We start from the raw sequence: 22,483 nt of genomic DNA, 5'->3' as shown, positions 1-22,483 counted from the left end.
CAGATTCGGATCGGCGCACCGGAATCGGACCGCGGGTGCCCCGGAATCCGAGGTTGTTGCGCAGGTCCGAATCCGTTGCGGTTACGCACAGCCCTCCACGGAGCCACCCCGAACCCCGGATGCCACCCCCCACCGTGACGGCTGGAGCGTGGCATCCGCGGGTCGGAGAGAGGTCAGACCAGAGACTCGCGCCAGGCGGCGTGGAGCTGGGCGAACTTGCCGGTGCCGGCGATGAGGGCGGCGGGAGTGTCGTCCTCGATGATGCGGCCGTGCTCCATCACCAGCACGCGGTCGGCGATCGCGACCGTCGAGAGGCGGTGCGCGATGATGATCGCGGTGCGATCGGCGAGCAGGGTCTGCAGCGCGTCCTGGATCTGGCGCTCACTCGGGATGTCGAGCGACGCGGTCGCCTCGTCGAGGATCAGCACCGCGGGGTTCGCGAGGAACGCCCGGGCGAAGGAGATGAGCTGCCGCTGCCCGGCCGAGACACGGCCTCCGCGCTTGTTCACGTCGGTGTCGTAGCCGTCGGGCAGCTTCTCGATGAAGCTGTCGGCACCCACCGCGCGCGCCGCGGTGCGGATCTCGTCCATCGTCGCGTCGGGCTTTCCGAGCGCGATGTTGTCGGCCACCGTTCCGCTGAAGAGGTACGCCTCCTGCGTGACCATGACGATCGCGCGGCGCAGGTCCTTCGGGTGCAGGCGGCGGAGATCGACGTCGTCGAGGGTGACCGCGCCCGCCGTGGGGTCGTAGAAGCGCGACACGAGCTTGGCCAGCGTCGACTTGCCCGCGCCGGTCGTGCCGACGAGGGCGATCGTCTGCCCCGCCGGGATATCGAGCGAGAAGTTCGGCAGGATGACGCGGTCGTCGCTGTAGCCGAAGGTGACCTCGTCGAAGCGGACGTGGCCCTGAGCTTCCCACAGATCGACCGGGTCGGTCGGGTCGGGAACCGTGGGCTCCTCCTCGAGCACGCCCGACACCTTCTCGAGCGCGGCCGTCGCCGACTGATACGAGTTCAGGAAGAACGCGACCTCCTGAAGCGGCGAGAAGAAGTTGCGGACGTACAGCACGGCCGCCGTCAGCACACCGATCTCGAGGGGTCCCGCGATCACGCGGCCACCGCCCCACAGCAGCACGACCGCCACCGACACCGCGGCGACCGCCATGATGCCGGGCTCGAACGTGCCGAAGAGACGGATCGAGCGCATGTTCACATCGCGGTAGTCGCCGGCGAGCTTGCCGAACTCCTCGTCGTTGCGGGGCTCTTTGCGGAACGCCTTGACGGCGCGGATCCCCGTCATCGTCTCGACGAACTTCACGATGACCTGCGCGCTGATCACACGGGACTCGCGGTAGATCACCTGCGAGCGACGGTAGAACCAGCGCATGAGCAGGTACATCGGGATGCCCATGACCGTCAGGATGAGCCCCGACTGCCAGTCGATGAGGAACAGAGCGACCAGCGTGAAGAGACCGTAGAGCACACCGGACACGAGTTCGTTGAGGCCGCCGTCCAGCAGCTCGCGGATGGTGTCGAGGTCGCTCGTCTGGCGCGAGATGATGCGCCCCGAGGTGTAGGACTCGTGGAACTCGAGGCTCAGCTTCTGCGTGTGCAGGAAGATGCGCTTGCGCAGATCCAGCATCACCGCCTGGGTCAGCCGCGCGGCGACCACGACGTACCAGCCGATCAGGACGGCCCCGCCGACACCCGCCAGAAGGTAGATGCCCACGACGCCGATGGTCGGCATCCAATCGGCTCGATCGATCACCGCGGGCAGCGCGTTGTCGATGCCGTACGCGATCAGTGCGGGGCCGGCGACGCGGAGCGCGGTCGACACCACGAGGACGGCCGCCGCGAGGACGAGCTGCCACCGCAGGGGCGACACGAGCGAGCCGAGCAGACGCAGCGAGCGCTGACGGATCGCGCGGCTCTCGTCGCGCGTGTAGTCGGAACGGTCTTCGCCGCTGGTTCCGGAGACGGTCGCGGTGCTCATCGGGTCGCCTCCTTCTCGGTCAGGGTGTCGTCGTCATGTGCGCGGATCACGTCGATCGCGCCGGTGCGCGCTTCGCGTTCCGCCTCCTCGAGGCTCGAGATGACGTACCGGTAGTGCTCGCTCTCGCGGAGCAGGTCGGAGTGAGCGCCGACGGCGGTGACCCGGCCGTTCTCGAGGAGCGCGACCCGGTCGGCGAGCGTCACCGTCGAGGGACGGTGCGCCACGACGAGGGCCGTCGTCTCACTGAGCACCTCGCGGAGGGCGTCTTCGACGAGGGCCTCGGTGTCGACGTCGAGCGCCGACAGCGGGTCGTCGAGCACCAGCACGGCCGGACGCGCCGCGACGGCGCGCGCGAGCGCGAGCCGCTGACGCTGCCCGCCGGACAGGCTCAGCCCCTCTTCGCCGATGACGGTGTCGAGGCCGTCAGGAAGGTCGAAGACGAAGTGCGCCTGCGCGACCTGCAGCGCCTCTCGCAGGATGCGGTCGGCTTCGGCCGAGCCCGGCTCGAGGTCTTCGCGACCCAGCAGCACGTTCTCGCGCACCGTCTGCGAGAACAGCGTCGCGTCTTCGAACGCCATGCCCACGTGCCGGCGCAGTTCGGCGAGGGTCAGTTCGCGCACGTCGACGCCGTCGAGCAGCACGCGTCCACCCGTGACGTCGTACAGGCGCCCGGGCAGGGTCGTGAGCGTCGTCTTGCCGGAGCCCGTGAGACCGACGAGAGCCATCGTCTCGCCGGGACGCAGCACCAGATCGACGCCGTCGATGAGATCGGGCTCGGTGGCAGCGGCATCCTGATACCGGAAGCGCACGCCCTCGAAGGTGAGCTCGCCCCGGGGCTCCGCGATCGTGCGCGGGTTCTCGGGATCGACGATCGTGTTCTGCTCGTCGAACACCTCGAAGATGCGGTCGGTCGCGGTACGGGCGTCGAGGAGGAACGAGAAGAGGAATCCGATCGACTCCATCGGCCAGCGCAGCACCGTCGCCATCGCGAAGAACGCGACGAGCTCGGCGACCTGGAGCTGCCCGAGCTGGTTCAGCACGATGCCCGCGCCCAGGCACACCGCGAAGGCGATGTCGGGCAGGAGCACCAGGAAGAACCAGATCCAGCCCACGGCGCGCGCCTTGTCGATCTCGGTCTCGCGCAGCGACTCGGCCTGTCGGGTGAACTTCTGCAGGGCGTGACGCCCCCGGCCGAAGGCCTTCAGGACACGGATGCCGTGGACGCTCTCTTCCACCGAGGTGGCGAGGTCGCCCGCCTGGTCCTGGCTCTGACGGGTCAGGGCGCCGTAGCGCTTCTCGAAGCGGAAGCCGACGTAGATGACGGGGGCCGACGTGATGAGGAACAGGGCACCGAGCAACCAGTGCCAACGGAAGAGCAGGACCGCTCCGATCGCGATGGTCAGCAGGTTGACCACGAGCAGGATCACGCCGAAGGCGAGCCAACGGCGGAGCATGCTGATGTCCTGCATCATGCGCGACAGCAACTGGCCCGACTGCCAGCGGTCGTGGAACGCGACGGGCAGGCGCTGCAGGCGCGAGTAGAAGGACTGGCGCAGGTCGTACTCGACCTTCGTCGCCGGTGCGAGGACGAACCAGCGGCGCAGCCACACCATCGCCGCCTCGGCGAGTCCGAGCGCGAGCACGGCGACCGACCCCCACACGAGGGCGGTGGGGTCGAGCGAGGCGATGGGTCCGGCGACGATCTGCTCGAGCACCAGCGGGATCGCCAGCGCCAGCAGGCTCGCGATGAGGGCCGTGACCGCGCCCGCGATGAGGCGCGGGATGACGGGACGCGCGATGGGCAGAAGCCGAGCGAGAGCGCGCGGGGTGGACAGGTGCGGGCGAGGCAAAGCGGAAGTCATGATCCTCAAGGGGTCGAAGCGAGCGCCGGGATCGGGCGCGGAAAGGGGATGCCGAGGGCACCGGCACTCAGCCGGGACGGGCGCGGTGGGCGGCGCTCGAGCGCCGGCGAGAGGCCCTAGTGGCGCCCGTGAGGACGCGCGGAAAAGACGGAGGGCGCAGCGACACGGGCGACGGGGGCGTCGATGTGGTCCATGGCATCCTCCTTGAGATGAGCGGAAGCTGCCCGGGGGTGTGACAGCCCTTCAGGATATCCCCGTGAGAAGACGGAGGGCAAGAGTCGGATCGGGGCGAGCACACGAGAGCGACCGCGCGACCGCCCCTCGCCTCACCCCGCCTCGCGCTCCAGCAGACGCCGCTTGACGTCGGTCCCCCACGCGAATCCCCCCATCGTGCCGTCGCCGCGCAGAACGCGGTGGCAGGGTACGAAGAGGGCCGGAGCGTTGCGGGCGCAGATGGATGCCGCCGCCCGGACGGCCGCGGGAGAACCGAGCGCCGCGGCGAAGCCGGTGTAGGTCAGCGGCGCTCCCGGCGCGATGCGACGCAGGGCGTCCCACCCCGCTTGCTGAAGGGGCGTCCCGAACTGGCGGACCTCGACCGCGTCGATCGCGGTGAGGTCGCCGTCGTAGTAGGCCCGCACCGCGTCGGCCGCGGCGGTGGTGCCTTCGACGACCTCGTCGGGCCGCCGGTCCGGCCGAAGACGGGCGAGCACCGCCTCCGCGTCGGAGGTCCACCCCGAGACGAGGACGCGTCCGTCGGCGTCGACGAGGATCGCGAAGGGGCCGTCGGGCGTGTCGAGGAACTGCAGGGTCGAGGTGCTCATCGGCGGGGCTCGCTTTCGGGTGCGGTGGGGAGGGACGCGGAGGCGGTGGGGCACGCGGGCGTGGTAAGGGTCGCGGGCGCGGCAGGGGTCGAGGGTGCGGTGGGGAGAGACGCGGAGGCGGTGGGGAGGGACGCGGATCGGCGGTGCGATCTCTCGGGGGCAGGCGGACGGCGGGTGACGGCTTTCCCGGGCCGCCGGACCGCGGCAGCCGCCGCCGTTTCGGCACCCGACAGCCGCCACGCCTGGGTGACAGGAGCGGCGTACCAGTAGTGAGCCATGGCGTAGCTGCGCCAGGGAGCCAGCCGCGCGGACCACTCCGTGAAGCCGGCCGGGTCGGACGGCAGGCCCAGGGCCGCCGCCCCCGCTCGCGCCGCGACGTCGCCGGGGAGGAGGACGTCGGGATCGCCGAGGACCCGCATGCGGACGTAGTCGGCCGTCCACGGGCCCACCCCGCGGAGGGCGAGGAGCCGCTCGCGCTGCTCGACGCCGTCATCGCCCGGTCCGAGCGTGAGGGAGCCGTCCGCCAGGGCTTCGGCGACGCCCACGATCGCCCGCATGCGGGCACCGGGACCGCGCAGCACCTCGAGTCCTCGATCGGCGATCGCCGCGGCATCCGGGAACAGGGTCAGCGGCTCGGGACCGATCGTGACCGACTCGCCGAGCTCGGCGGTCAGCCGCCCCTGCATCGTGCGGGCGGAGGCCACGCTGACCTGCTGGCCGATCATCGCGCGCAGGAGCATCTCGCCCGCGTCGATCGCGCCGGGGACGCGGACCCCGGGGATCGCCGCCACGGCGGCGGCGAGCTCGGGATGCCGGGACAGCTCGGTGTCGACGGCCAGCGGATCGGCGTCGAGATCGAAGAGGCGACGCACGCGCGCGATGAGCGTGCCCAGGTCGGCGAGGGCGGTGAGGCGCGCGCGCAGGCGCAGCCGGCCGTCGTCGGCGAGGCGCACCTCGAACCACCCGGGCCCGCCGGGCAGGCGCACGACCCGGGCGAAGGACCGGTCGTCTCCGACCTCGACGCCCGGGATCGCGTGGGCGCGCATCCACCCGAAGAGGCCCGTGGTGTCGATCGGTCCGCGGACGGGGAGGGCGAGATCGATCTCTCCCGCGGAGGCCTCCGCCCCGGACGCCCGCGAGCGCCGTGCGCGCAGTTCGCGCGGCGGCATGCCGAACACCTCTCCGATCGTCTCGGTGAACTGACGGATGCTGGAGAACCCGGCGGAGAAGGCGACATCAGCCGACGAGAGGTCGGTGCCGACCAGCAGCGCACGGGCGGTGTGCGCGCGATGCGCGCGAGCCAGGGCGAGAGGCCCCGCCCCGAGCTCGGTGGTGAGGACGCGCGTGAGGTGGCGCGGCGAGTACCCGAGCCGTCGCGCGAGGCCCGGCACCCCCTCGCGGTCGACCACGCCGTCGGCGATCAGGCGCATGGCACGGGCGGCGACGTCGCCGCGCACGTCCCACAGCGGCGACCCCGGGGCGGCCTCGGGCAGACACCTCTTGCATGCGCGATAGCCCGCTTCGTGCGCCGCGGCCGAGGTGGCGTAGAAGGTGACGTTCGCTTCTCTCGGCGTCCGTGCGGGGCAGCTCGGTCGGCAGTAGATGCCCGTCGACCGCACGGCCGTGACGAACTGCCCGTCGAAGCGCCGGTCGCGCGACTGGATCGCGCGGTAGCGCTCGGCGAAGCCCGGAGCGGTCGGAACGGGGAGGCTCATGGCATCCACCCTGCCACCGACCTCCGACATCGGCTGGCGGAAATCGGACACGAGCGTGGGGCTGAGCTCGAGCGTCCACGACACGCCGCATCCCCCGGCCCGACACGGCGTGCCGCGGACACTTGGCGAGCGACGACGCGGGGCCGGATGCCGATCCGTCAGGCGACCCGCGCGGTCTCGCGCAGGATCACCAGGCCGCCCCAGATCGTCAGGGCCAGCACCAGCACGACGAAGCCGAGGAATACCGGCACCAGCGGGAGGGCGAGGAGCGCGATGCCGACGGCCAGCGGCGGCACGGTCATCCCGGCGAAGGCGAGGAGGAAGACGCCCGAGGTGATCTCGCCGCGGGTACGGGGGTCGGCGAGCGACCCGGCCGTGGCGAGAGCGCCGCGGAAGAGCAGCCCGACGCCGGCTCCCGCGACGATGCCGCCGCTCACGAACAGGATGCCGGAGGTGGAGAGGTCCGCCGCGCCCAGCATGAGGAGCCCGGCGATCATCGCCACCAGCCCGAGGCGCAATTGAGTGCGGATGGAGCGGCCCGCGAACACGACCTGCGACACCGCGGCGGCACCGAAAACCGAGAACGACACCGCACCGGCGACGAGGTGATCCGTGACGCCGAGCCGCCCGGCGAGGAACGTCGGGGCCACCGAGCCGAAGAGCCCCGTGACCGCGAACGCCGCGAAGGCCGCGGTCCCGGCAGCCCAGTAGGCGCGCCGTCCGTCCGCGGGGATGCGGACCCGCTGCGGCCGGTACCGGAAGGAGCGGTCGACCTCGACCGTCTCGGGAACGAAGACGTAAGCGAGGCCGAGCGCGAGGAACCCGACGAGGAAGACGACGTACGGCAGCACGAGCGGCGCGGGGGTGAACTCGGCGAAGAGGCCGCCGATCAGCGGACCGAGGGCCAGGCCGCCCATGTTCGCGACACCCGCGACCGTGGCGGCGAAACCCGGGGATGCCGGATGTGACACGCGCCGCAGATCGGCGAGATGCGCGGTGGCCGAGGCCGTCAGGAGTCCGATGCCGAGCCCGGCCACGAGGCGGGCGACGATGACACTGGCGGGGTCGGCGCGCAGCACGAACACCAGGGCCGCGACGATCTCGAGCACCGTGGCCGCGAGGATGAGCGGGCGGCGACCGAGGCGATCACTGAGATGCCCGGCCAGGTACAGCGACACCGTGACGCCGATCGAGTACGCGGCGAACATCACCGTGATGAGGAACGTAGGGAAGCCGTCGCGTGCCTGATACAGCGCGTAGAGCGGCGTCGGCACCGTGTTGAAGGCCATGAGCGCGAGGAACGTGGCGGCCGTGACCCAGAACCCGGTCCGGTGCGAGAGACGCGCGGTGGTCGCCGGAACGGCCACCGGAACGACGATCGAGGAAGTCATGTGCTCAGGATGCCGCGGGCGTGACATCGAGGGAAACGAACGTTTTCGATGCTGATGATCGATCAGCTCTATCATTGCGCCATGGAGACGCGCCTGCTCGAATACCTCGTCACGGTCGCCGACGAGCGCAATGTCACGGCCGCCGCCGCCCGCCTGTTCGCCGCGCAGTCGACGGTGTCGGCGGGTCTCGCAAGCCTCGAGCGCGACCTGGGCGTGCGTCTGTTCGAGCGCTCCACGAAGGCTGTCCGCCCGACGCCCGCCGGCGAGGCGCTCCTCCCCCTCGCCCGCGCGCTGCTCGCCGATCTCGACGCGCTGCGGGGAGTGGCATCCGAGTCGGGGACCGGCGTCCGCGGCCTCGTGCGCATCGGCACCTTCGCCGGCCTGCGGGTCATCGACCTCCCGCGGATCCTCGCCCGCCTCCGTCGCACGCACCCGCTGGTCGATGTCCGGGTCACGGTCTCGGCCACCGGCTCGCGGGGGCTCTTCGACGACCTCGATCGCGACCGGCTGGATCTGGCGCTGACGGCTCTGCCCTCGGCATCCGGTGCCGTCTCGCGACCGCTCGGTTCTTTCCCCTACGTCGCCGTGCTGCCCGAGGCGCACCCGCTCGCCCTTGCCGACGGGCCGATCGCCCTCGCCGAACTCACAGGCGACGACTGGATCGACGTGCTCCCGGGATTCGGCAACCGCGTGCAGCTCGACGGCGAGCTGGAGCGCCGTCGGATGGCCCGGCACATCGTGGCCGAGGTCGGCGAACTGGCGACGGTCCCCGAGTACGTCGCCGCCGGGCTCGGAGTCGCGGTGATACCCGACGTGGTGCCGACGACCGGATGCCGCGTCCGTCCCGTCGCGGACGACCTCCCGCCGTGGATCGTCTCGCTGACGGTCGCCGCCGCGGCCGTGCGCCGCCGGCACGTGCAGGCGGTGGTGGAGGCGATCCACGCGTCGGGGTGACCCCGGTGAGCGGATGCCACCGCGGCGCCGACCCACGCGAGGTCGACGCCGCGGTCAGGCACCGCCGGCGCTCAGCGCTCCGCGACCGCGAACCCGCCCGAGGGCAGGACCACCGTGATCTCGCCGTCGAACGACGCCGTGCGCAGAAGCACGCCGCGGGCGTCGTAGACGCGCACCGTACCGCCGCCCGTGACGGTCGTCCGCTGCGCACCGGGCGCGCTGGACTGCACGAGCTCGCTGCGGCTTCCGGCGCCCTCGAGGACGAGGCGCGACACGAACGGCCGCACGATGAGTCCGTCGAGCATCAGATCGCCGCGCTGGGCGGTGACGTTCAGCTCCGTCCGGCGCTCGGACACGGGCGCGGTGAGAGCGCGCGGCAGCAGCGCCCCCGGGGTCGGTGAGATGCCCTGCGCGGGGCCGGTGATCTTCAGTGCCCCGTTCCCGCGCCATCGCGAGAGCGACTGCTCCCTCGGCTGCGAGAACACGACCGGCTCGACCCAGCGCTTCGTGTCTCCGGAGCCGATGTCCCACGTCGCGCTCTGCCCGGGCTTCAGAGTGAGAGCGTCGCCCGACCAGCTCGACTCGCCCGTCCACGACGTCGGCGTCGACACGGTGCCGTCGGTGGAGCTGGCATCCTCCGCCTGGACGAACGTCAGGCCGACGCGGTCGGTGACGGACGTGAGGGCCGTCGCACGCGCGGCCACCTCGGGGTGCGCGTCGAGGGCGAGCGCGGTCAAGAGCCCGTGGATGGTCGACTCCGCGCCGCTGTTCCGGTTCACGGTCCCGTCGGGCTGCAGGCCGTCGAAGGTCACACCGGTCGACGGGTCGTACATCCGCGCTCCGGCGTGGTTCGCGCCGAAGAACCACGCGGCTTGCAGTCCCGCGAGCTCGGCGAATGCCGACGATCCGGTCGTGTCGGCCAGCGCGAGCAGGGACTGCACACGCGAGTCCGCACCGTACGCGATCTGGACGCGATCGGTGGGGCTCGGGAACCAGCCGTTGTCCGGCCCTCCCGCTGTCAGCAGCGTGGTGGTGAAGCTCGTGGCATCCGTGATCGCCGGGGCGACGAGCGCATCGTCGCCGAAGAGGTCTCCCGCCTCGGCGAGGGCCGCGGGCATCTGCGAGCCCCACGCGTGCCACATCGCGGGCGACTGCGCCCACGGCAGGATCGCGCCGTACGGCCACTGACGGGTGTTCCCGGATGCCATCGCCGCGACGCCCTCGGCGAGCTGTCGCGCCGCGGTGGCCGAGGTGTCGTCGCCGGCGCGGACGGCCGCGGTCAGTCCGAGGACGGCCTCGGCCGAGGCATCCGCCCCGTCGACGATGAGCCACGCGGGCACGCGCATGCCGTCGGCCTCGGTGTACTGGCCGTACTTCGACAGCACGTCGCGTTCGATCGCGCCGCGGGACAGGGCGAGGCGCTCCTTCAGGAAGGCCGCGAAGGCGGGGTCGTCGTCGACGAAGGCCGCATACCCCTCCCCCAGCGCCCAGACCGTGCGTGCCGTCCAGTAGCTCGGGTCCGAGTCGGACGGGTCGGGCAACTCGACGGGCTCGGCGGACGGGTTGAGCTCGCCGTCCGGCTGCATCCAGAGCACGACGTTGCCGGCCGAGGGTCCGTCCGTCGTCTGGTGGTAGGCGACCGTCCGCAACAGCTCGTAGGCCTTGTGCCGGCTGTCTGCGTCGCCGGTCTGCTTCCAGTGGCGGAGGTAGACGACGGCGGCGCGGGTGTTGTCGTCGGCGTTGTACGCGCCCTGGCCCCAATCGCCGGTCGCGGGGTCGAGCGGCCCGCCGCCGACGCGCTCGAAGGCACCTCCGTCGCGGGCGTCGGCGTAGGTCCACGGCGCCAGCAGCGTCGGTTCCTCGGCCTGCCGGTACGTCGAGTGGCCGGCGACGCCCGCGGGCGGGGTGGCCTCGTCGAGCAGGAAGTCGAGATGGGCGAGGTTCGTCAGCGGCGCGGCCGGGGCGGCCTCGGCCGTGGCGGTGGACGAGGTCGCGAGGGCCGACGCCGGGCCCGCCGTGATCGGCACCGCCAGGGCGACGGCTGCGAGGGCCGCCGTGATGCGCGCACTCCATCGTGCGTTCATGGGAGGGGGATCCTTTCGATGGGGGGTGTCCGTCCACCCGAACCCGAGCCGTCAGGGCGTCGAGCGCGGGCGGGGGTTCGGTCCGCACCGCGCCCGAGCCGTCACGGCGTCGGGCGCGGCGCGGGTCTCAGTCCGTGCGCTCGAGCAGGGCGACGCCGATCTTCGAGTCGGCCATGCCGTAGAACACGAAGTGGCGGCCGTCGATCTCCTCGATCGCGGTCGGGAAGACGACGTTGGGCACGATGCCGCTGCGCTCGTCGTCGGTCTCGGGGGCCAGCAGCGGCTCGGGCGTCCGCGCGATCACGCGGCGGGGGTCGTCGGCATCCAGGATCAGGGCTCCCGCCGCGTAGTTGACCTTCTGCTGCTGCGAGAACGCGCTGTCGATCACGCCGGTCACCCCGTGGTGCAGCACGAGCCACCCCTCGGGGATGCGAAGGGGCGGCGGGCCGCCACCGATCTTCACCTCTTCGAAGGGGAACTCCGGTCCCGCGACGAAGTGATGCTGCTCCCACAGCGCGAGGTTCGCGAGGTCCTCGCGGACGGATGCCACGGGCACGTAGCTGATCCAGATGGACTGCCGCTCGTCCTCGACGCCGGCCGGCACCCGCACGCCCTGTCCGGGCTTGGTCTCGCCGAGGTCCCACATCGGTCGGTGCAGCACGGCGAACGCCTCGCTGCCGTCGGGGGCCGTGACCGTCTCGGGGAAGAAGACCGTGTCCTTGTTGTGGAACAGGTTGAGGTCCATGTCGAGGTCCTCCTGGTATCGGAAGAGCACCGGGCCGAGCCGCCGCCAGTCGCGCAGGTCCTCGGAGACCGCGACGGCTGTGCGTGGGCCGAGCGGGCCGTAGGCGACGTACGTCATGACGTGCAGCCCCAGTGCCTCGACCCAGGTCGTGCGCGGGTCTTCGGTTCCGGCGTTGTCGGCGCCGCGCTCCCACCCGCGGTCGGGCTGGAGCACCACGCCCTCGCGTTCGACGGCGACGGGCACACCGTCCTCGACGACGACGCGGGCGAGGCCCACGCGCGAGACGTTGCCCTCGGCGACCAGGCGCGGCAGCAGGTACAGCTCGCCGTCCGGGCCGCGGCCCGAGGCCGGGTTGAGGACACCCTCGGCTTCGTCGGCGTTCCCGGGCTCGGGGGTCATCACCACACCCACACGTGTGAGGCGGTAGGGGACGGGGGATTCGGGGGTCATTGTCATCCTTTCACTCCGGATCCGAGGTCGTTGGAGGTGAAGTAGCGCTGGAAGATCAGGAACAGCGCCACGGCGGGGGCGGCGAGCACGACGGCGCCGGCCATCATCGCGCCGAAGGGATTGGTCGTGGATGCCGCGATCGTGGAGATGAAGTTCGCGAGCGACACCGCGAGCGGCTGCATCGCGGCGTCCTTCGTGATGAGGAAGGGCCACAGGAACTCGTTCCACGGACCGATGAAGGTCAGCAGCACCGCGGTCAGCAGCGCCGGACGCACGAGCGGCAGCGCGACGCTCCACAGCAGCCGGAACTCATTGGCCCCGTCGATCCGGGCGGCGTCGAACAGCTCCCTGGGGAGCTGCAGGAAGTACTGCCGGAAGATCACGACCGCCGTGGAGTTGATGAAGAACGGCAGGATCATGCCGAGGTAGCTGTCGCTCAGCCCGTAGTCGCGGGCGATCATGACGTACAGCGGGATCATCAGCAGCTGGAACGGGATCACCTGAACCAGCAGCACGAGGGCGAACGTCGCAGACCGGCCGCGCCACTTCAGCACCGCGAGCGCGTACCCAGCGAGCACGCCGAACACGATGGTGCCGAGGATCACTCCCCCGGTGAAGATCCCCGAGTTGACGAGGCCCTTCAACAGGTTGATGCGTCCGTCGATCGCCACGTAGTTCTCGAGCGTCAGGTTCGACGGGTGCGGGAACGCCCCCGCGATCGAGGTATCGGGGTTCGTCTGCAGCGAGCCGACGACCATGTAGTAAAACGGGAACAGGAACGCCAGGGCCCCGAGCGTCAGCACGCCGTAGGTCACGACCTTGGATCTCATGATTCCTCCCTCCCCACGAACCGGCGCTGGAGCGCCGCGATGATCAGCACGAAGACGATCAGCACCACCCCGATGGCCGCGGCGACGTCGGGGTTCTGCTGCTCGATGCCCTTCTGGTAGATCAGCAGCACGGGTGAGGTCGACGCTCCGTTGGGGCCGCCGCCGTTGGTGAGCAGGTACGGCTCGGTGAAGAGATTCGCGCCCGTGATCGTGGCGAGCAGCACCACGAGGAACGTCGCCGGGCGCACGCCCGGGACGGTCACCGAGAAGAACTGCCGGAGGCGTCCGCCACCGTCGACCGCGACCGATTCGTAGAGCTCGCGCTGCACGTTCTGGAGCGCCGCGAGGTAGAGCAGGATGTAGAACCCGAGCCCCTTCCACGTCACGAAAAGCGCGATCGTCGGCATCGCCAGCGCCGAGTTGACCAGCCACGACGGGTTCGGCGCGAGCGGCCCGAGGGCGTTGTTGATCAGCCCGTCGTTCGAGAACAGGAAGAGCCACACCGCGACCACGGCGACGGATGCCGTGACGTAGGGCACGTAGAACGCGACCCGGAAGAACGCCCGGGCGCGCACGACGCGGTCCAGCGCCGTGGCCAGCACGATCGAGAGCACGACCGTCAGCGGGACGTTGATGAGCAGGAAGATCCCGACGTTGCCGAACGACCGCCATACGGCCGGATCGCTGAGCGCCGTGACGTAGTTGTCGAGGCCGACGAACGGCCGGTCGACGTTCGCGCCCGGGGCGGTGAAGAAGTAGTCGTGGAACGACATCCACACCGCGAACACGATCGGGTAGGCGAAGACGACCGCGATGAAGATCAGGTACGGAGCGGAGAACAGGATGCCGAGCGGCTGCGCCCCGAGGAGGCGGCGCCGCTTCTTCCCGGCATCCCCCACTCCCCCCGCACGACCGGACCGGCCGGGGTCGCCCCCGGTCCGCCCGGGCGTGCGGGTGAGATCGACGGTCATGTCACTTCCCCGCCGCGAGCTGGTCGATCTGGGTCTGGGCGTTGGAGAGGAAGGTGTTCACGTCCTCTTCGCCGAAGATGACCGACTTGGAGTACTCGTCGCGGAACGCCTGCCAGATCTCGACCGAGCTGGTGACGTTCGGCACCTCGACGGTGCGCGCGGCCTGGTCGCCGAACTGCTGGTACGCCGGGTTGGCGCTGAAGTAGTCGGCGTACGTGGTGGTCAGGTCGGTGCGCAGCGGCATCTGCCCGGTCGCCTCGAGCCACTTCCCGTCCTGCTCCTGGCTGGTGGCGAACTTCAACACCTCCCACGCGGTGCCCTTGTTCTGGCACGCGGTGAACAGGCCGACGTTCTTCGCGTCGCTGAAGGTCCACGTCTGGTCGGCCGCGGTGCCCTTCTCCGTCGGCACGGGCACGGCACCCCAGTTGACCTTGTCCTTATAGACCGAAACGGCCCACGGCCCGACGATCGCCATCGCGGCCTTGCCGTCGGCGAACGCGTCGCCCTGGTACTGCTCGTTGCCGGCGAGCTTGTCGGCGTAGATGGTGCGCCAGAAGTTCGCGACGGCCTCACCGTCGGCGTCGTTGAAGGTGGCCTTGCCGTCCTCGACGAGCTGCTTTCCGCCGGTCTGCGCGGCGTACAGCGGGTAGAAGTCGAACCACGACTGGAAGAACTCGCTCGTGGGCGCCGGGTTGATGGCGTAGTCCGAGACGCCCGCCGCCTTCAGCTTCTGCGAGGTGGCGAGGAACTCGTCGTACGTCGACAGCTGCGGGTTCTCGGCGTCGAGGCCGGCCTTCGCGAACAGGTCCTTGTTGTAGAAGATCATGACCGGGTTGCTCTTCCACGGCAGCTGATAGAAGCCGCCGTCGTCGGAGCGGTACTGGTCGGCGAGGTCGCCGCTGCGGTCTTTGATGTACTGCTCGCCGTCGGGGAAGTCCGACAGGTTCACGAGGCCGCCCTGGCGCTGGAACCCGGGCACCGCCGCGGGCGAGGTGTTGAACACCAGGCACGGGGCGTTGCCCGCGGTGATCGCCGCGCCGATGACCTCTTCGCTGGAAGACCCGGCGGGGATCTCCTGCGCGGTGATCTGCTCGTCGGGGTGGTCGGCGTTCCAGGCCTCGACCATCTGCTGACCCCACGCGATCTCCGCGGCGTTGTTGGAGTACCAGATGGTGATGGGGCCCTTGGCATCCATCCCGGATGCTCCCCCGCCGCCTCCGCTGCACGCGGAGAGGACGAGGATGCCGGTGGCGGCTACTGCTGTGGCGAGAATGCGTCGTCGCATGTCTTCCTCCTTGTGGGGCGGGCGGGGGCCCGCGGGTGTCAGCTTCGGGTCGGCGGCGCGGTGGAGTCGCGCACCTGCAGGCCGGGGTCGGCGAGGGCCAGCGCCTCGGGCTCTCCCCCCGCGATCGCCTGGAGCAGAGCGCGGGCCGCGGCCGCTCCCCAGCCCCGCGCGTCGGTGGAGACGCTCGTGAGGGCGGGGAAAAGGTGCCGGCCGAGTTCGGTGTCGTCGAACCCGGTGATCGAGAGGTCGCGGGGCACCGACAGGCCGCGGCGCTGCGCCGTGCCGAGCCCCGCGACAGCCATGTTGTCGTTCGAGTACACGATCGCCGTAGGCGGGACCTCGGCGTCGAGCAGGGCGGTGGTGGCCCGCGCCCCGTCAGCGGCGCTGAAGTCGGTCTCGACGACACGGACCCGGATGCCACGCGCCTGCGCCGCGGCTTCGAACGCCGCGGCGCGGTGGCGTCCGTGCAGCATCGCGAAGGGCCCCGCGACGTGGGCGATGTCGGTGTGGCCGAGGTCGGCGAGATGGTCGACGGCGAGGCGGATTCCGGCGCCGTCGTCGACCGAGACGGAGGTGAAGGGGCTGTCGACGTCGGGGACGCCGAGGGTGACGGCCGCGATGCCGAGGCTCGCGACGAGGTCGATCCGCGGATCGTCGGCACGGAGGTCGGAGAGGATCACGCCGTCGACGCGACGGTCGGCCGCGAGTCCGCGGTAGGTCTCCTCCTCGTGGCGGCCGGGGGTGGCGGCCGCGAGCACGAGCACCTGGCCCGAGACGGAGAACTCGTCCTCGACGCCCGCGATGAACGACGGGAAGAACGGGTCGGCGGCGATGACGTCGGGGCTGCGGCCGATGACGAGGCCGCACGCGAAGGCTCGGCCGACGCTGAGCGACCGCGCTCGCAGGCTCGGGCTCCAACCCATTTCGGCGGCGACGGAGAGGATGCGGTCACGCGTGTCGGGGGCCACGCCGGCGCGGCCGTTCAGCGCGAACGACACGAGGCCCTTGCTGACCCCGGCGCGCCGCGCAACGTCGGCGATCGTGGGTCGCGTCTCGTTCGTCATGGTGCACCTCGCTGTGGCATCCGTCGGTCTAAACCGGTTCAGTGGTGTTGAGCCTAAACCGGTTCAGGTCGGGCGTCAAGTCCCGCGGTGGGAGCGTTCGTCGACGGGTCGACGTGCGGGTTCGGGGCGCGTTTCTCCGCGTGGGGCGTGAGATTCTCCGCCCCCAACGCCATTTCGCGCCCCGAACCCCGGCCGCCATCGGGGACGCGCGCAACCCCTCCCCGATGTCGGAGGCCCTCGATAGCGTGAGGACATGAGCGAACGCCAGTACGACCTGATCGTCATCGGAGCCGGCCCCGTCGGCGAGAACGTCGCCGACCGCGCGGTGCAGGCGGGGCTCACCGCCGTGATCGTCGAGTCCGAGCTCGTCGGCGGCGAGTGCTCGTACTGGGCGTGCATGCCCTCGAAGGCGCTGCTGCGCAGCGGCGCCGCGCTCCGCGCCGCGCGCGACGTCGACGGCGCGAAGCAGGCCGTCACCGGCGACCTCGACGTCGCCGCTGTCCTTCGGCGCCGCGACACGATGACGAGCGACTGGAACGACTCCGGCCAGGTCGAGTGGCTGCAGGGCGCGGGCATCGACCTCGTTCGCGGGCACGGACGCCTCACCGGCGAGAAGACGGTCCAGGTCACCGCCGACGACGGCACGACGACCGACCTCGTCGCCCGCCACGCGGTCGCGGTGTGCACGGGTTCCGCCGCACTGCTCCCCGACATCCCGGGCCTCGCCGACATCGAACCGTGGACGAGCCGCGAGGCGACCGCGGTCCAGAGCGTCCCGGCCTCGCTCGCCGTCCTCGGAGGCGGCGTCGTCGGTGCCGAAATGGCGACGGCGTTTGCGAGCCTCGGCGCCCAGGTCACGATCATCGCGCGCTCGGGGCTGCTGGGCGGCACCGAGCCGTTCGCCGGCGAGCTGGTCGCGGACTCCCTCCGCTCGCGCGGCGTCACGGTGAAGACGGGCGTGGATGCCACGGCCGCCCGCCGCGTCGACGATGGGCGCCGCGTGCTCGAGCTGTCCGACGGCACCACCGTCACCGCCGACGAGCTTCTCGTCGCGACGGGCCGCGTCCCCCGCACGACCGACCTCGGCCTCGAGACCGTCGGGCTGGAAGAGGGGTCGTGGCTCGATGTCGACGACACGCTCCTCGTGCGCGGCTTCGACTGGCTGTACGCCGTCGGCGACGTCAACCACCGTGCGCTCCTCACCCACCAGGGCAAGTACCAGGCTCGCGCCGCCGGCGACGTCATCGCCGCGCGGGCGCAGGGTGGCGAGGTCGACGACGCTCCGTGGGGCGCCCACGTCGCCACCGCCGACCACGACGCCGTGCCGCAGGTGACGTTCACCGATCCCGAGGTGGCATCCGTCGGTCTCACCGCCGCCAGCGCCGAGAAGCGCGGGCTGAACGTGAAAGTGCTCGACTACGACCTGGCACACGTCGCGGGCTCCAGCGAGCAGTCCGACGCGTACGTCGGCAAAGCGCGCGCGATCGTCGACCTCGACCGTGGCGTCCTCGTCGGCGCGACCTTCGTCGGCCCCGACATCGCGGAACTTCTGCACTCCGCGACGATCGCCGTCGTCGGCGAAGTCCCGATCAAGCGGCTCTGGCACGCCGTGCCGTCGTATCCCACGGTCAGCGAGGTCTGGCTCCGCCTGCTCGAGACGCTCGGTCGCGACTCCGCGTAATCTGGCGCCATGCCCCGTTCCGTCGCCCTCATCCGCGGGGTCGGTGGACCCACGGCCATGAAGATGCCGCTGCTGCGCGAGGTGCTGGCATCCGCGGGTCTCGGTGAGGTCGAGACGCTGCAGGTGGCGGGGAACGTCGTGCTCGACGACGGTGGCCGTTCCCCCCACGAGATTGCCGGGACGGTTCGGGATGCGGTCCGTTCCGCGTTCGGCCACGACCTTCCGGTGATCGTTCGCTCGCACACCGAGCTGGCGGATGCGCATGCGCGGAATCCGTTCGCCGACGCCTCGGAGGGACGCTGGGTTCAGACGGTGTTCCTCGACGCCGCACCGGTCGTCGCGCTGGCGGTGCCCGATGGCATCCCCGAGGAGGCCGTGCTCGACGGCCGCGAGGTGTTCGTGCGCTATCCCGAGGGGATCGGCGGGTCGAAGCTGCAGGCCGGTTGGTTCGAGAAGCGCCTCGGCGCCACGGGTACCGCCCGCAACGCGAACACGATCGCGAAGCTCATCGCGCTGAGCGCCTGAGCCGCGCGACCCGCACCCGATCACAGCGCCCTGCCCCTCCGCGCCCGCGGCCCCGCGCCGAGGGCCGCATCCACGCTCAAGCGAGCGCCCGCACCCGCGCCGCTCGCGCTCGCACCGGCATCGGCGCCTTCTCCCACGCATAAACACGATCCACGCACATAAACACGAGCCCCACGCGTTTATGTGCGCAAACAGCGTTTATGCCGCGGCGTCCCGCCCCCGCGGCACCCACCGCACGCCGCACAAACACCGCCGCCCCCGCAACCGAAGTCGCGGGGGCGGCGGGAACAGCGCGGGTCAGTGGAAGAAGTGACGCTCCCCCGTGAAGAACATCGTGACGCCGGCGGCTCGCGCGGCGTCGACGACCTCGGCATCCCGCACCGAACCGCCGGGCTGGATGATCGCCGAGATCCCGGCGTCGATCAGCACCTGCGGGCCGTCGGCGAAGGGGAAGAACGCATCGGATGCCGCGATCGAACCGTGAGCGCGGTCGCCGGCGCGCTCGACCGCGAGGCGGCACGAGTCGACGCGGTTGACCTGGCCCATGCCGATGCCCACGGTGGCCGAGCCCTGGGCGAGCACGATCGCGTTCGACTTCACGGCGCGGCACGCTTTCCACGCGAAGATCAGGCTCTCCATCTCGGCGGGGCGCTCGCCCGAGACGAGCTCCCAGTCCTTCGCGACCGACTCGATGTCGTCGGGGAAGCGGTCGGCATCCTGCAGCAGCAGGCCGCCCGAGACGAGGCGCACGTCCATGCGCTCCTGCTGCCAGTCGGTGGGCAGCTGCAGCACGCGGAGGTTCTTCTTGAGCTTGAACACCTCGAGCGCCTCGGGCTCGAAGTCGGGCGCGATGATCACCTCGGTGAAGATGTCGCGCAGGTTCTCCGCCATCTTGAGCGTCACCGTGCGGTTGGCCGCGATCACGCCGCCGAACGCCGAGACGGGATCGCACTCGTGCGCGCGCAGGTGCGCCGAGGCGATGGGGTCGAGGGCGTTGGGCGCTGCGACAGCGATGCCGCAGGGGTTCGCGTGCTTGATGATCGCGACGGCCGGCTTGACCATGTCGAAGGCGGCGCGCAGGGCGGCGTCGGCGTCGACGTAGTTGTTGTACGACATCTCCTTGCCCTGCAGCTGTGTCGCCTGGGCGATGCCGTGACCGCCGACGCGCGTGTAGATCGCGGCGCGCTGGTGCGAGTTCTCGCCGTAACGCAGCGTCGAGAGGCGCTCGGCCTGGATCGTCAGGTGCGCCGGGAGGTCGATGTCGTCGCCGAGCGTCCCCTCGGCGAACCACGTCGACACCGCCGTGTCGTAGGCGGCGGTGTGCGAGAACGCGCGCGCGGCAAGCTCGCGACGCTGCACCAGCGAGGTCCCGCCGTCGCTCTGCAGGGCCGAGATGATCGCGGGGTACGACTCGGGCGACACGACGATCGCGACGTTCGCGTGATTCTTCGCCGAGGCGCGCACCATCGCGGGACCGCCGATGTCGATCTGCTCCACGACGTCGTCGCCCTCGGCTCCGGATGCCACGGTCTCGACGAACGGGTACAGGTTCACGACGACGAGTTCGAACGGCAGGATGCCGAGCTCGTCGAGCTGCGCTTCGTGGCCCTCCAAGCGCAGGTCGGCGAGGAGTCCCGCGTGCACGTTCGGGTGCAGGGTCTTCACGCGACCGTCGAGCGACTCGGGGAAGCCGGTCACCGCCGAGACGTCGGTGACGTCGTAACCGGCCTCGCGCAGCAGCGTCGCCGAGCCGCCGGTCGAGACGATCTCGACCCCGGCCGCCGCGAGAGCGGCCCCGAGCTCGAGAAGGCCGGTCTTGTCGCTCACCGACACCAGCGCGCGGCGGATCGGGACGATGTCGCGGGGACGGTAGTCGGCGGGGTCGTGGCGGGGTCCGGCCATGGCTGCGGCTCCTGTGTCTCGTGCGGTTCGAAGAGCGGGCGACCGCCCGCGGGGATCAGGGGGTGCGGGATGCCGCGGCGGCGAGGTCGAGCTCGCCCTCGGCGATACGGCGGACGACGTCGATCAGCAGACGTCGCTCGACGGGCTTGATGCGCTCGTGCAGGGCGGCTTCGTCGTCGCCGGGGAGGACCGGGATGCGTTCCTGGGCGAGGATCGGCCCGGTGTCGACGCCGGAGTCCACGACGATGACGCTGGCCCCCGTCTGGTCCACGCCCGCGGCGAGAGCGTCGCGAACACCGTGGGCACCCGGGAATTCGGGCAGGTACGCGGGGTGGGTGTTGATGATGCGCGGTTCCCACGCGGCGACGAGGTCGGCGGGCAGCAGACGCATCATCCCGCTCAGCACGACGAGGTCGGGGTTCCACACCGCCAACTGCGCTCCGAGCTCGGCGCCCCACTCCTCGCGCGTCGCGAAAGCGCCGAAGGGAACGAGGAACGTGGGGATGCCGAAGTGCTCGGCGTGCGCGAAGCCGTCGGCCTCGCGATCCGCACCGACCGCGACCACGCGCGCCGGGAAGTCGGGGGCGGCAGCCGCCTCGAGCAGGGCGCGGAGGTTGGAGCCGGTGCCGGAGATGAGAACGGCGACCGTGAGCACGGAGGCCAGTCTACGCAGGTGCGTCCGGGCCCGCCGAGCGCGTGACGCTCAGCCCCGACCCGCCGAACCGTCGTCGTCGGGCTTCGCCCACGCCGCGCGGATGCGCGCGCGCACCTCGTCGTCGCTGAGCTCGCCCGCCGGGTCCGTCTCGCCGGGGGCGCGATACGAACTCGGCCAGACGTCGTGGGCGATTCCCGTGCCGGGCGCCGACACGGTGGGGGCGGGCCCGGTGGCGTGCTCGTCGCGGTCGAACGGTGCGTGCGCGCGCGGGCTGAACGAGAACGCGGGCACCTCGTCGCGCGCCTCGTCCTGCAGGCGCGGCGTGACCTCGTCGGCGGCCGTCGGACCGAAGCGCGGGCTCAGCAGCAGGATCGCGAGGCCGACCAGCACCTCGAGACCGAGGGCGAGGGCGAGCGGGCCCGCCTCCGGGCCGGTGTCGGCCAGGCGCCCGGGACCGATCGCTCCCGTCGACGCCACCGCGATGAGCGCACCCACCCCGCCGGTGAGCGCCGCGACGACGATCGCGAGGACCAGACGCGGGCCGACCGGTTCGGGGTCGGTGGTCAGTGGCATCCGGGATCGAAGGATCCACCCGGTCAAGGCGCCAATACCGACGGGGAGCAGCACCAGCAGGAGCAGCCACGGCGAGGTCGTGTCGGGGATCGCCCCGAGCACCGGGATGCCGGGGAGTGCGCCGACCTGCGTGGCTGCGGGGGTGACGGCGGTGTCGGTGCCGACCGCGAACCCCGGACCTGCGATGAACGCCACCGCCCACAGGACGAGCGTCGGGAGGTACATGAGCTGGCAGAGCGCGATGACGGTGGCGCCGATGGCATCCGCGTTGCTCGCCTGGTAGATGCCGATGACCTGGGTCGAGCGGGCGATGAGTCCCGCGACGACGACGACCCCGCCGGCACCGACGAGTCCCAGCGTCGTGAGGGCGAGGCCCCGCAGAGCGAGCGGCGGCACGCTCCCCCATGCTCCCGGCAGGCGCGCCAGCTGACCGCGCAGCGCGTCGATCGGCCCGTCGTCGCCGACGCGCCAGGCCCCGACCACGGCGCCGAGGAGGGAAGGAACGAAGAACAGCAGCGAGGGCAGCAGGATCGCCAGCCAGGTCTCGGATGCCACGAGCGCGGCGTTGCCGGTCAACGCGACGACACTCGCGATCGCGGCGAAGACCAGCGAGCCCGAGAGCCATCCCGTGATCCCGGCCCCGGCTTCCGCGGCGCGAACGCCCGAGCGCGCGGCGAAGAGCGCGGTGAACGCGGCGAACGCCAGCGGAGCGAGCGACAGGGTGAAGCTCGCGAGCGAGGGGTCGATGCCGGTGGCAGCGAGGTAGGTGTCGGGGAGGGTCACCGCGAGCGGCACGAGGTGCCCGAGGTGCCAGATGGCGGCCGTTGCGGGCCACAGCGCACTCCAGTCGGGGCTGCCGAGACCGGCCACCCAGAGCAGGGCGAGCGGGGCGAGCACGACGGCGATACCGCCCGCGGCGGCCAGGACGGCGTCGAGAGCGGCCAGAAGGGCGACGAGAAGGCGATGCATGGGCGTGAGAGACCC

17 protein-coding genes are annotated in these 22,483 nt (G+C 71.4%); 3 read left to right on the top strand and 14 right to left on the bottom strand.

What is annotated here, in order from left to right; genetic code table 11:
- Positions 1 to 173: 173 nt before the first annotated feature.
- The 5 genes from ACMW4R_RS07450 to ACMW4R_RS07430 form a co-directional block, all read right to left on the bottom strand.
- Positions 174 to 1,991: an ABC transporter ATP-binding protein gene (locus ACMW4R_RS07450; RefSeq protein ID WP_058596428.1), complete on the bottom strand. Its 1,818-nt coding sequence runs from the start codon at positions 1,989 to 1,991 to the stop codon at positions 174 to 176.
- On the bottom strand, positions 1,988 to 3,853 hold the full coding sequence (locus ACMW4R_RS07445; protein ID WP_418299562.1) for an ABC transporter ATP-binding protein: 1,866 nt from the start codon (positions 3,851 to 3,853) through the stop codon (positions 1,988 to 1,990). Before ACMW4R_RS07445 ends, ACMW4R_RS07450 begins: the two co-directional genes overlap by 4 nt.
- Before the next feature lie 326 nt (positions 3,854 to 4,179).
- Positions 4,180 to 4,674 carry a methylated-DNA--[protein]-cysteine S-methyltransferase gene (locus ACMW4R_RS07440; RefSeq protein ID WP_418299561.1) on the bottom strand — a complete coding sequence of 165 codons (495 nt, stop codon included), beginning with the start codon at positions 4,672 to 4,674 and terminating at the stop codon, positions 4,180 to 4,182.
- Positions 4,671 to 6,389, bottom strand: coding sequence for an AlkA N-terminal domain-containing protein (locus ACMW4R_RS07435; RefSeq protein ID WP_418299894.1), 1,719 nt, complete (start codon positions 6,387 to 6,389; stop codon positions 4,671 to 4,673). Before ACMW4R_RS07435 ends, ACMW4R_RS07440 begins: the two co-directional genes overlap by 4 nt.
- Positions 6,390 to 6,547: 158 nt before the next feature.
- Positions 6,548 to 7,780, bottom strand: a complete 1,233-nt coding sequence (locus ACMW4R_RS07430) for an MFS transporter (RefSeq protein WP_418299560.1) — start codon at positions 7,778 to 7,780, stop codon at positions 6,548 to 6,550.
- Positions 7,781 to 7,861: 81 nt separating this feature from the next.
- Between ACMW4R_RS07430 and ACMW4R_RS07425 the strand changes: the two genes are divergently transcribed.
- Positions 7,862 to 8,734 (top strand): LysR family transcriptional regulator, encoded by an 873-nt coding sequence (locus ACMW4R_RS07425; RefSeq protein ID WP_193752652.1) that lies wholly within the window; start codon positions 7,862 to 7,864, stop codon positions 8,732 to 8,734.
- 71 nt (positions 8,735 to 8,805) lie between these two features.
- On the opposite strand, the gene ACMW4R_RS07420 is transcribed toward ACMW4R_RS07425, so the two are convergent.
- The 6 genes from ACMW4R_RS07420 to ACMW4R_RS07395 form a co-directional block, all read right to left on the bottom strand.
- Positions 8,806 to 10,818: a hypothetical protein gene (locus ACMW4R_RS07420; RefSeq protein ID WP_418299559.1), complete on the bottom strand. Its 2,013-nt coding sequence runs from the start codon at positions 10,816 to 10,818 to the stop codon at positions 8,806 to 8,808.
- 127 nt (positions 10,819 to 10,945) lie between these two features.
- Positions 10,946 to 12,013 carry a glycosidase gene (locus ACMW4R_RS07415; protein ID WP_418299558.1) on the bottom strand — a complete coding sequence of 356 codons (1,068 nt, stop codon included), beginning with the start codon at positions 12,011 to 12,013 and terminating at the stop codon, positions 10,946 to 10,948.
- A gap of 2 nt (positions 12,014 to 12,015) precedes the next feature.
- Complete coding sequence (locus ACMW4R_RS07410) at positions 12,016 to 12,843, bottom strand: carbohydrate ABC transporter permease (protein WP_418299557.1); 828 nt, start codon at positions 12,841 to 12,843, stop codon at positions 12,016 to 12,018.
- Positions 12,840 to 13,814, bottom strand: a complete 975-nt coding sequence (locus ACMW4R_RS07405) for a carbohydrate ABC transporter permease (protein ID WP_418299556.1) — start codon at positions 13,812 to 13,814, stop codon at positions 12,840 to 12,842. Before ACMW4R_RS07405 ends, ACMW4R_RS07410 begins: the two co-directional genes overlap by 4 nt.
- Position 13,815: 1 nt before the next feature.
- The gene (locus tag ACMW4R_RS07400) at positions 13,816 to 15,099 is read right to left on the bottom strand and encodes an extracellular solute-binding protein (protein ID WP_418299555.1); all 1,284 of its coding nucleotides are present in this window, start codon (positions 15,097 to 15,099) and stop codon (positions 13,816 to 13,818) included.
- A gap of 38 nt (positions 15,100 to 15,137) precedes the next feature.
- Positions 15,138 to 16,163 (bottom strand): LacI family DNA-binding transcriptional regulator, encoded by a 1,026-nt coding sequence (locus ACMW4R_RS07395; RefSeq protein WP_058596418.1) that lies wholly within the window; start codon positions 16,161 to 16,163, stop codon positions 15,138 to 15,140.
- 253 nt (positions 16,164 to 16,416) lie between these two features.
- Between ACMW4R_RS07395 and ACMW4R_RS07390 the strand changes: the two genes are divergently transcribed.
- Positions 16,417 to 17,844, top strand: a complete 1,428-nt coding sequence (locus ACMW4R_RS07390; RefSeq protein WP_418299554.1) for a dihydrolipoyl dehydrogenase family protein — start codon at positions 16,417 to 16,419, stop codon at positions 17,842 to 17,844.
- Positions 17,845 to 17,853: 9 nt separating this feature from the next.
- On the top strand, positions 17,854 to 18,369 hold the full coding sequence (locus ACMW4R_RS07385; RefSeq protein WP_418299553.1) for a DUF1697 domain-containing protein: 516 nt from the start codon (positions 17,854 to 17,856) through the stop codon (positions 18,367 to 18,369).
- Between the two features lie 297 nt (positions 18,370 to 18,666).
- Here ACMW4R_RS07385 and purH read toward each other — a convergent pair whose 3' ends face one another.
- From purH to ACMW4R_RS07370, 3 genes are read right to left on the bottom strand one after another with little or no spacing between them, the layout of a single operon-like run.
- On the bottom strand, positions 18,667 to 20,271 hold the full coding sequence (gene purH / locus ACMW4R_RS07380; RefSeq protein ID WP_058596415.1) for a bifunctional phosphoribosylaminoimidazolecarboxamide formyltransferase/IMP cyclohydrolase: 1,605 nt from the start codon (positions 20,269 to 20,271) through the stop codon (positions 18,667 to 18,669).
- A 55-nt stretch (positions 20,272 to 20,326) separates the two neighbouring features.
- Positions 20,327 to 20,926 carry a phosphoribosylglycinamide formyltransferase gene (gene purN, locus ACMW4R_RS07375; RefSeq protein WP_058596414.1) on the bottom strand — a complete coding sequence of 200 codons (600 nt, stop codon included), beginning with the start codon at positions 20,924 to 20,926 and terminating at the stop codon, positions 20,327 to 20,329.
- 48 nt (positions 20,927 to 20,974) lie between these two features.
- Positions 20,975 to 22,468 carry a DUF6350 family protein gene (locus ACMW4R_RS07370; RefSeq protein ID WP_418299552.1) on the bottom strand — a complete coding sequence of 498 codons (1,494 nt, stop codon included), beginning with the start codon at positions 22,466 to 22,468 and terminating at the stop codon, positions 20,975 to 20,977.
- Positions 22,469 to 22,483: the final 15 nt, after the last annotated feature.

Source organism: Microbacterium sp. S1037, from assembly GCF_048381605.1.
Lineage (GTDB): Bacteria > Actinomycetota > Actinomycetes > Actinomycetales > Microbacteriaceae > Microbacterium > Microbacterium testaceum_B.
The sequence above is the reverse complement of the archived record's forward strand: the minus strand, read 5'-3'. Positions and strand labels throughout refer to the sequence as shown.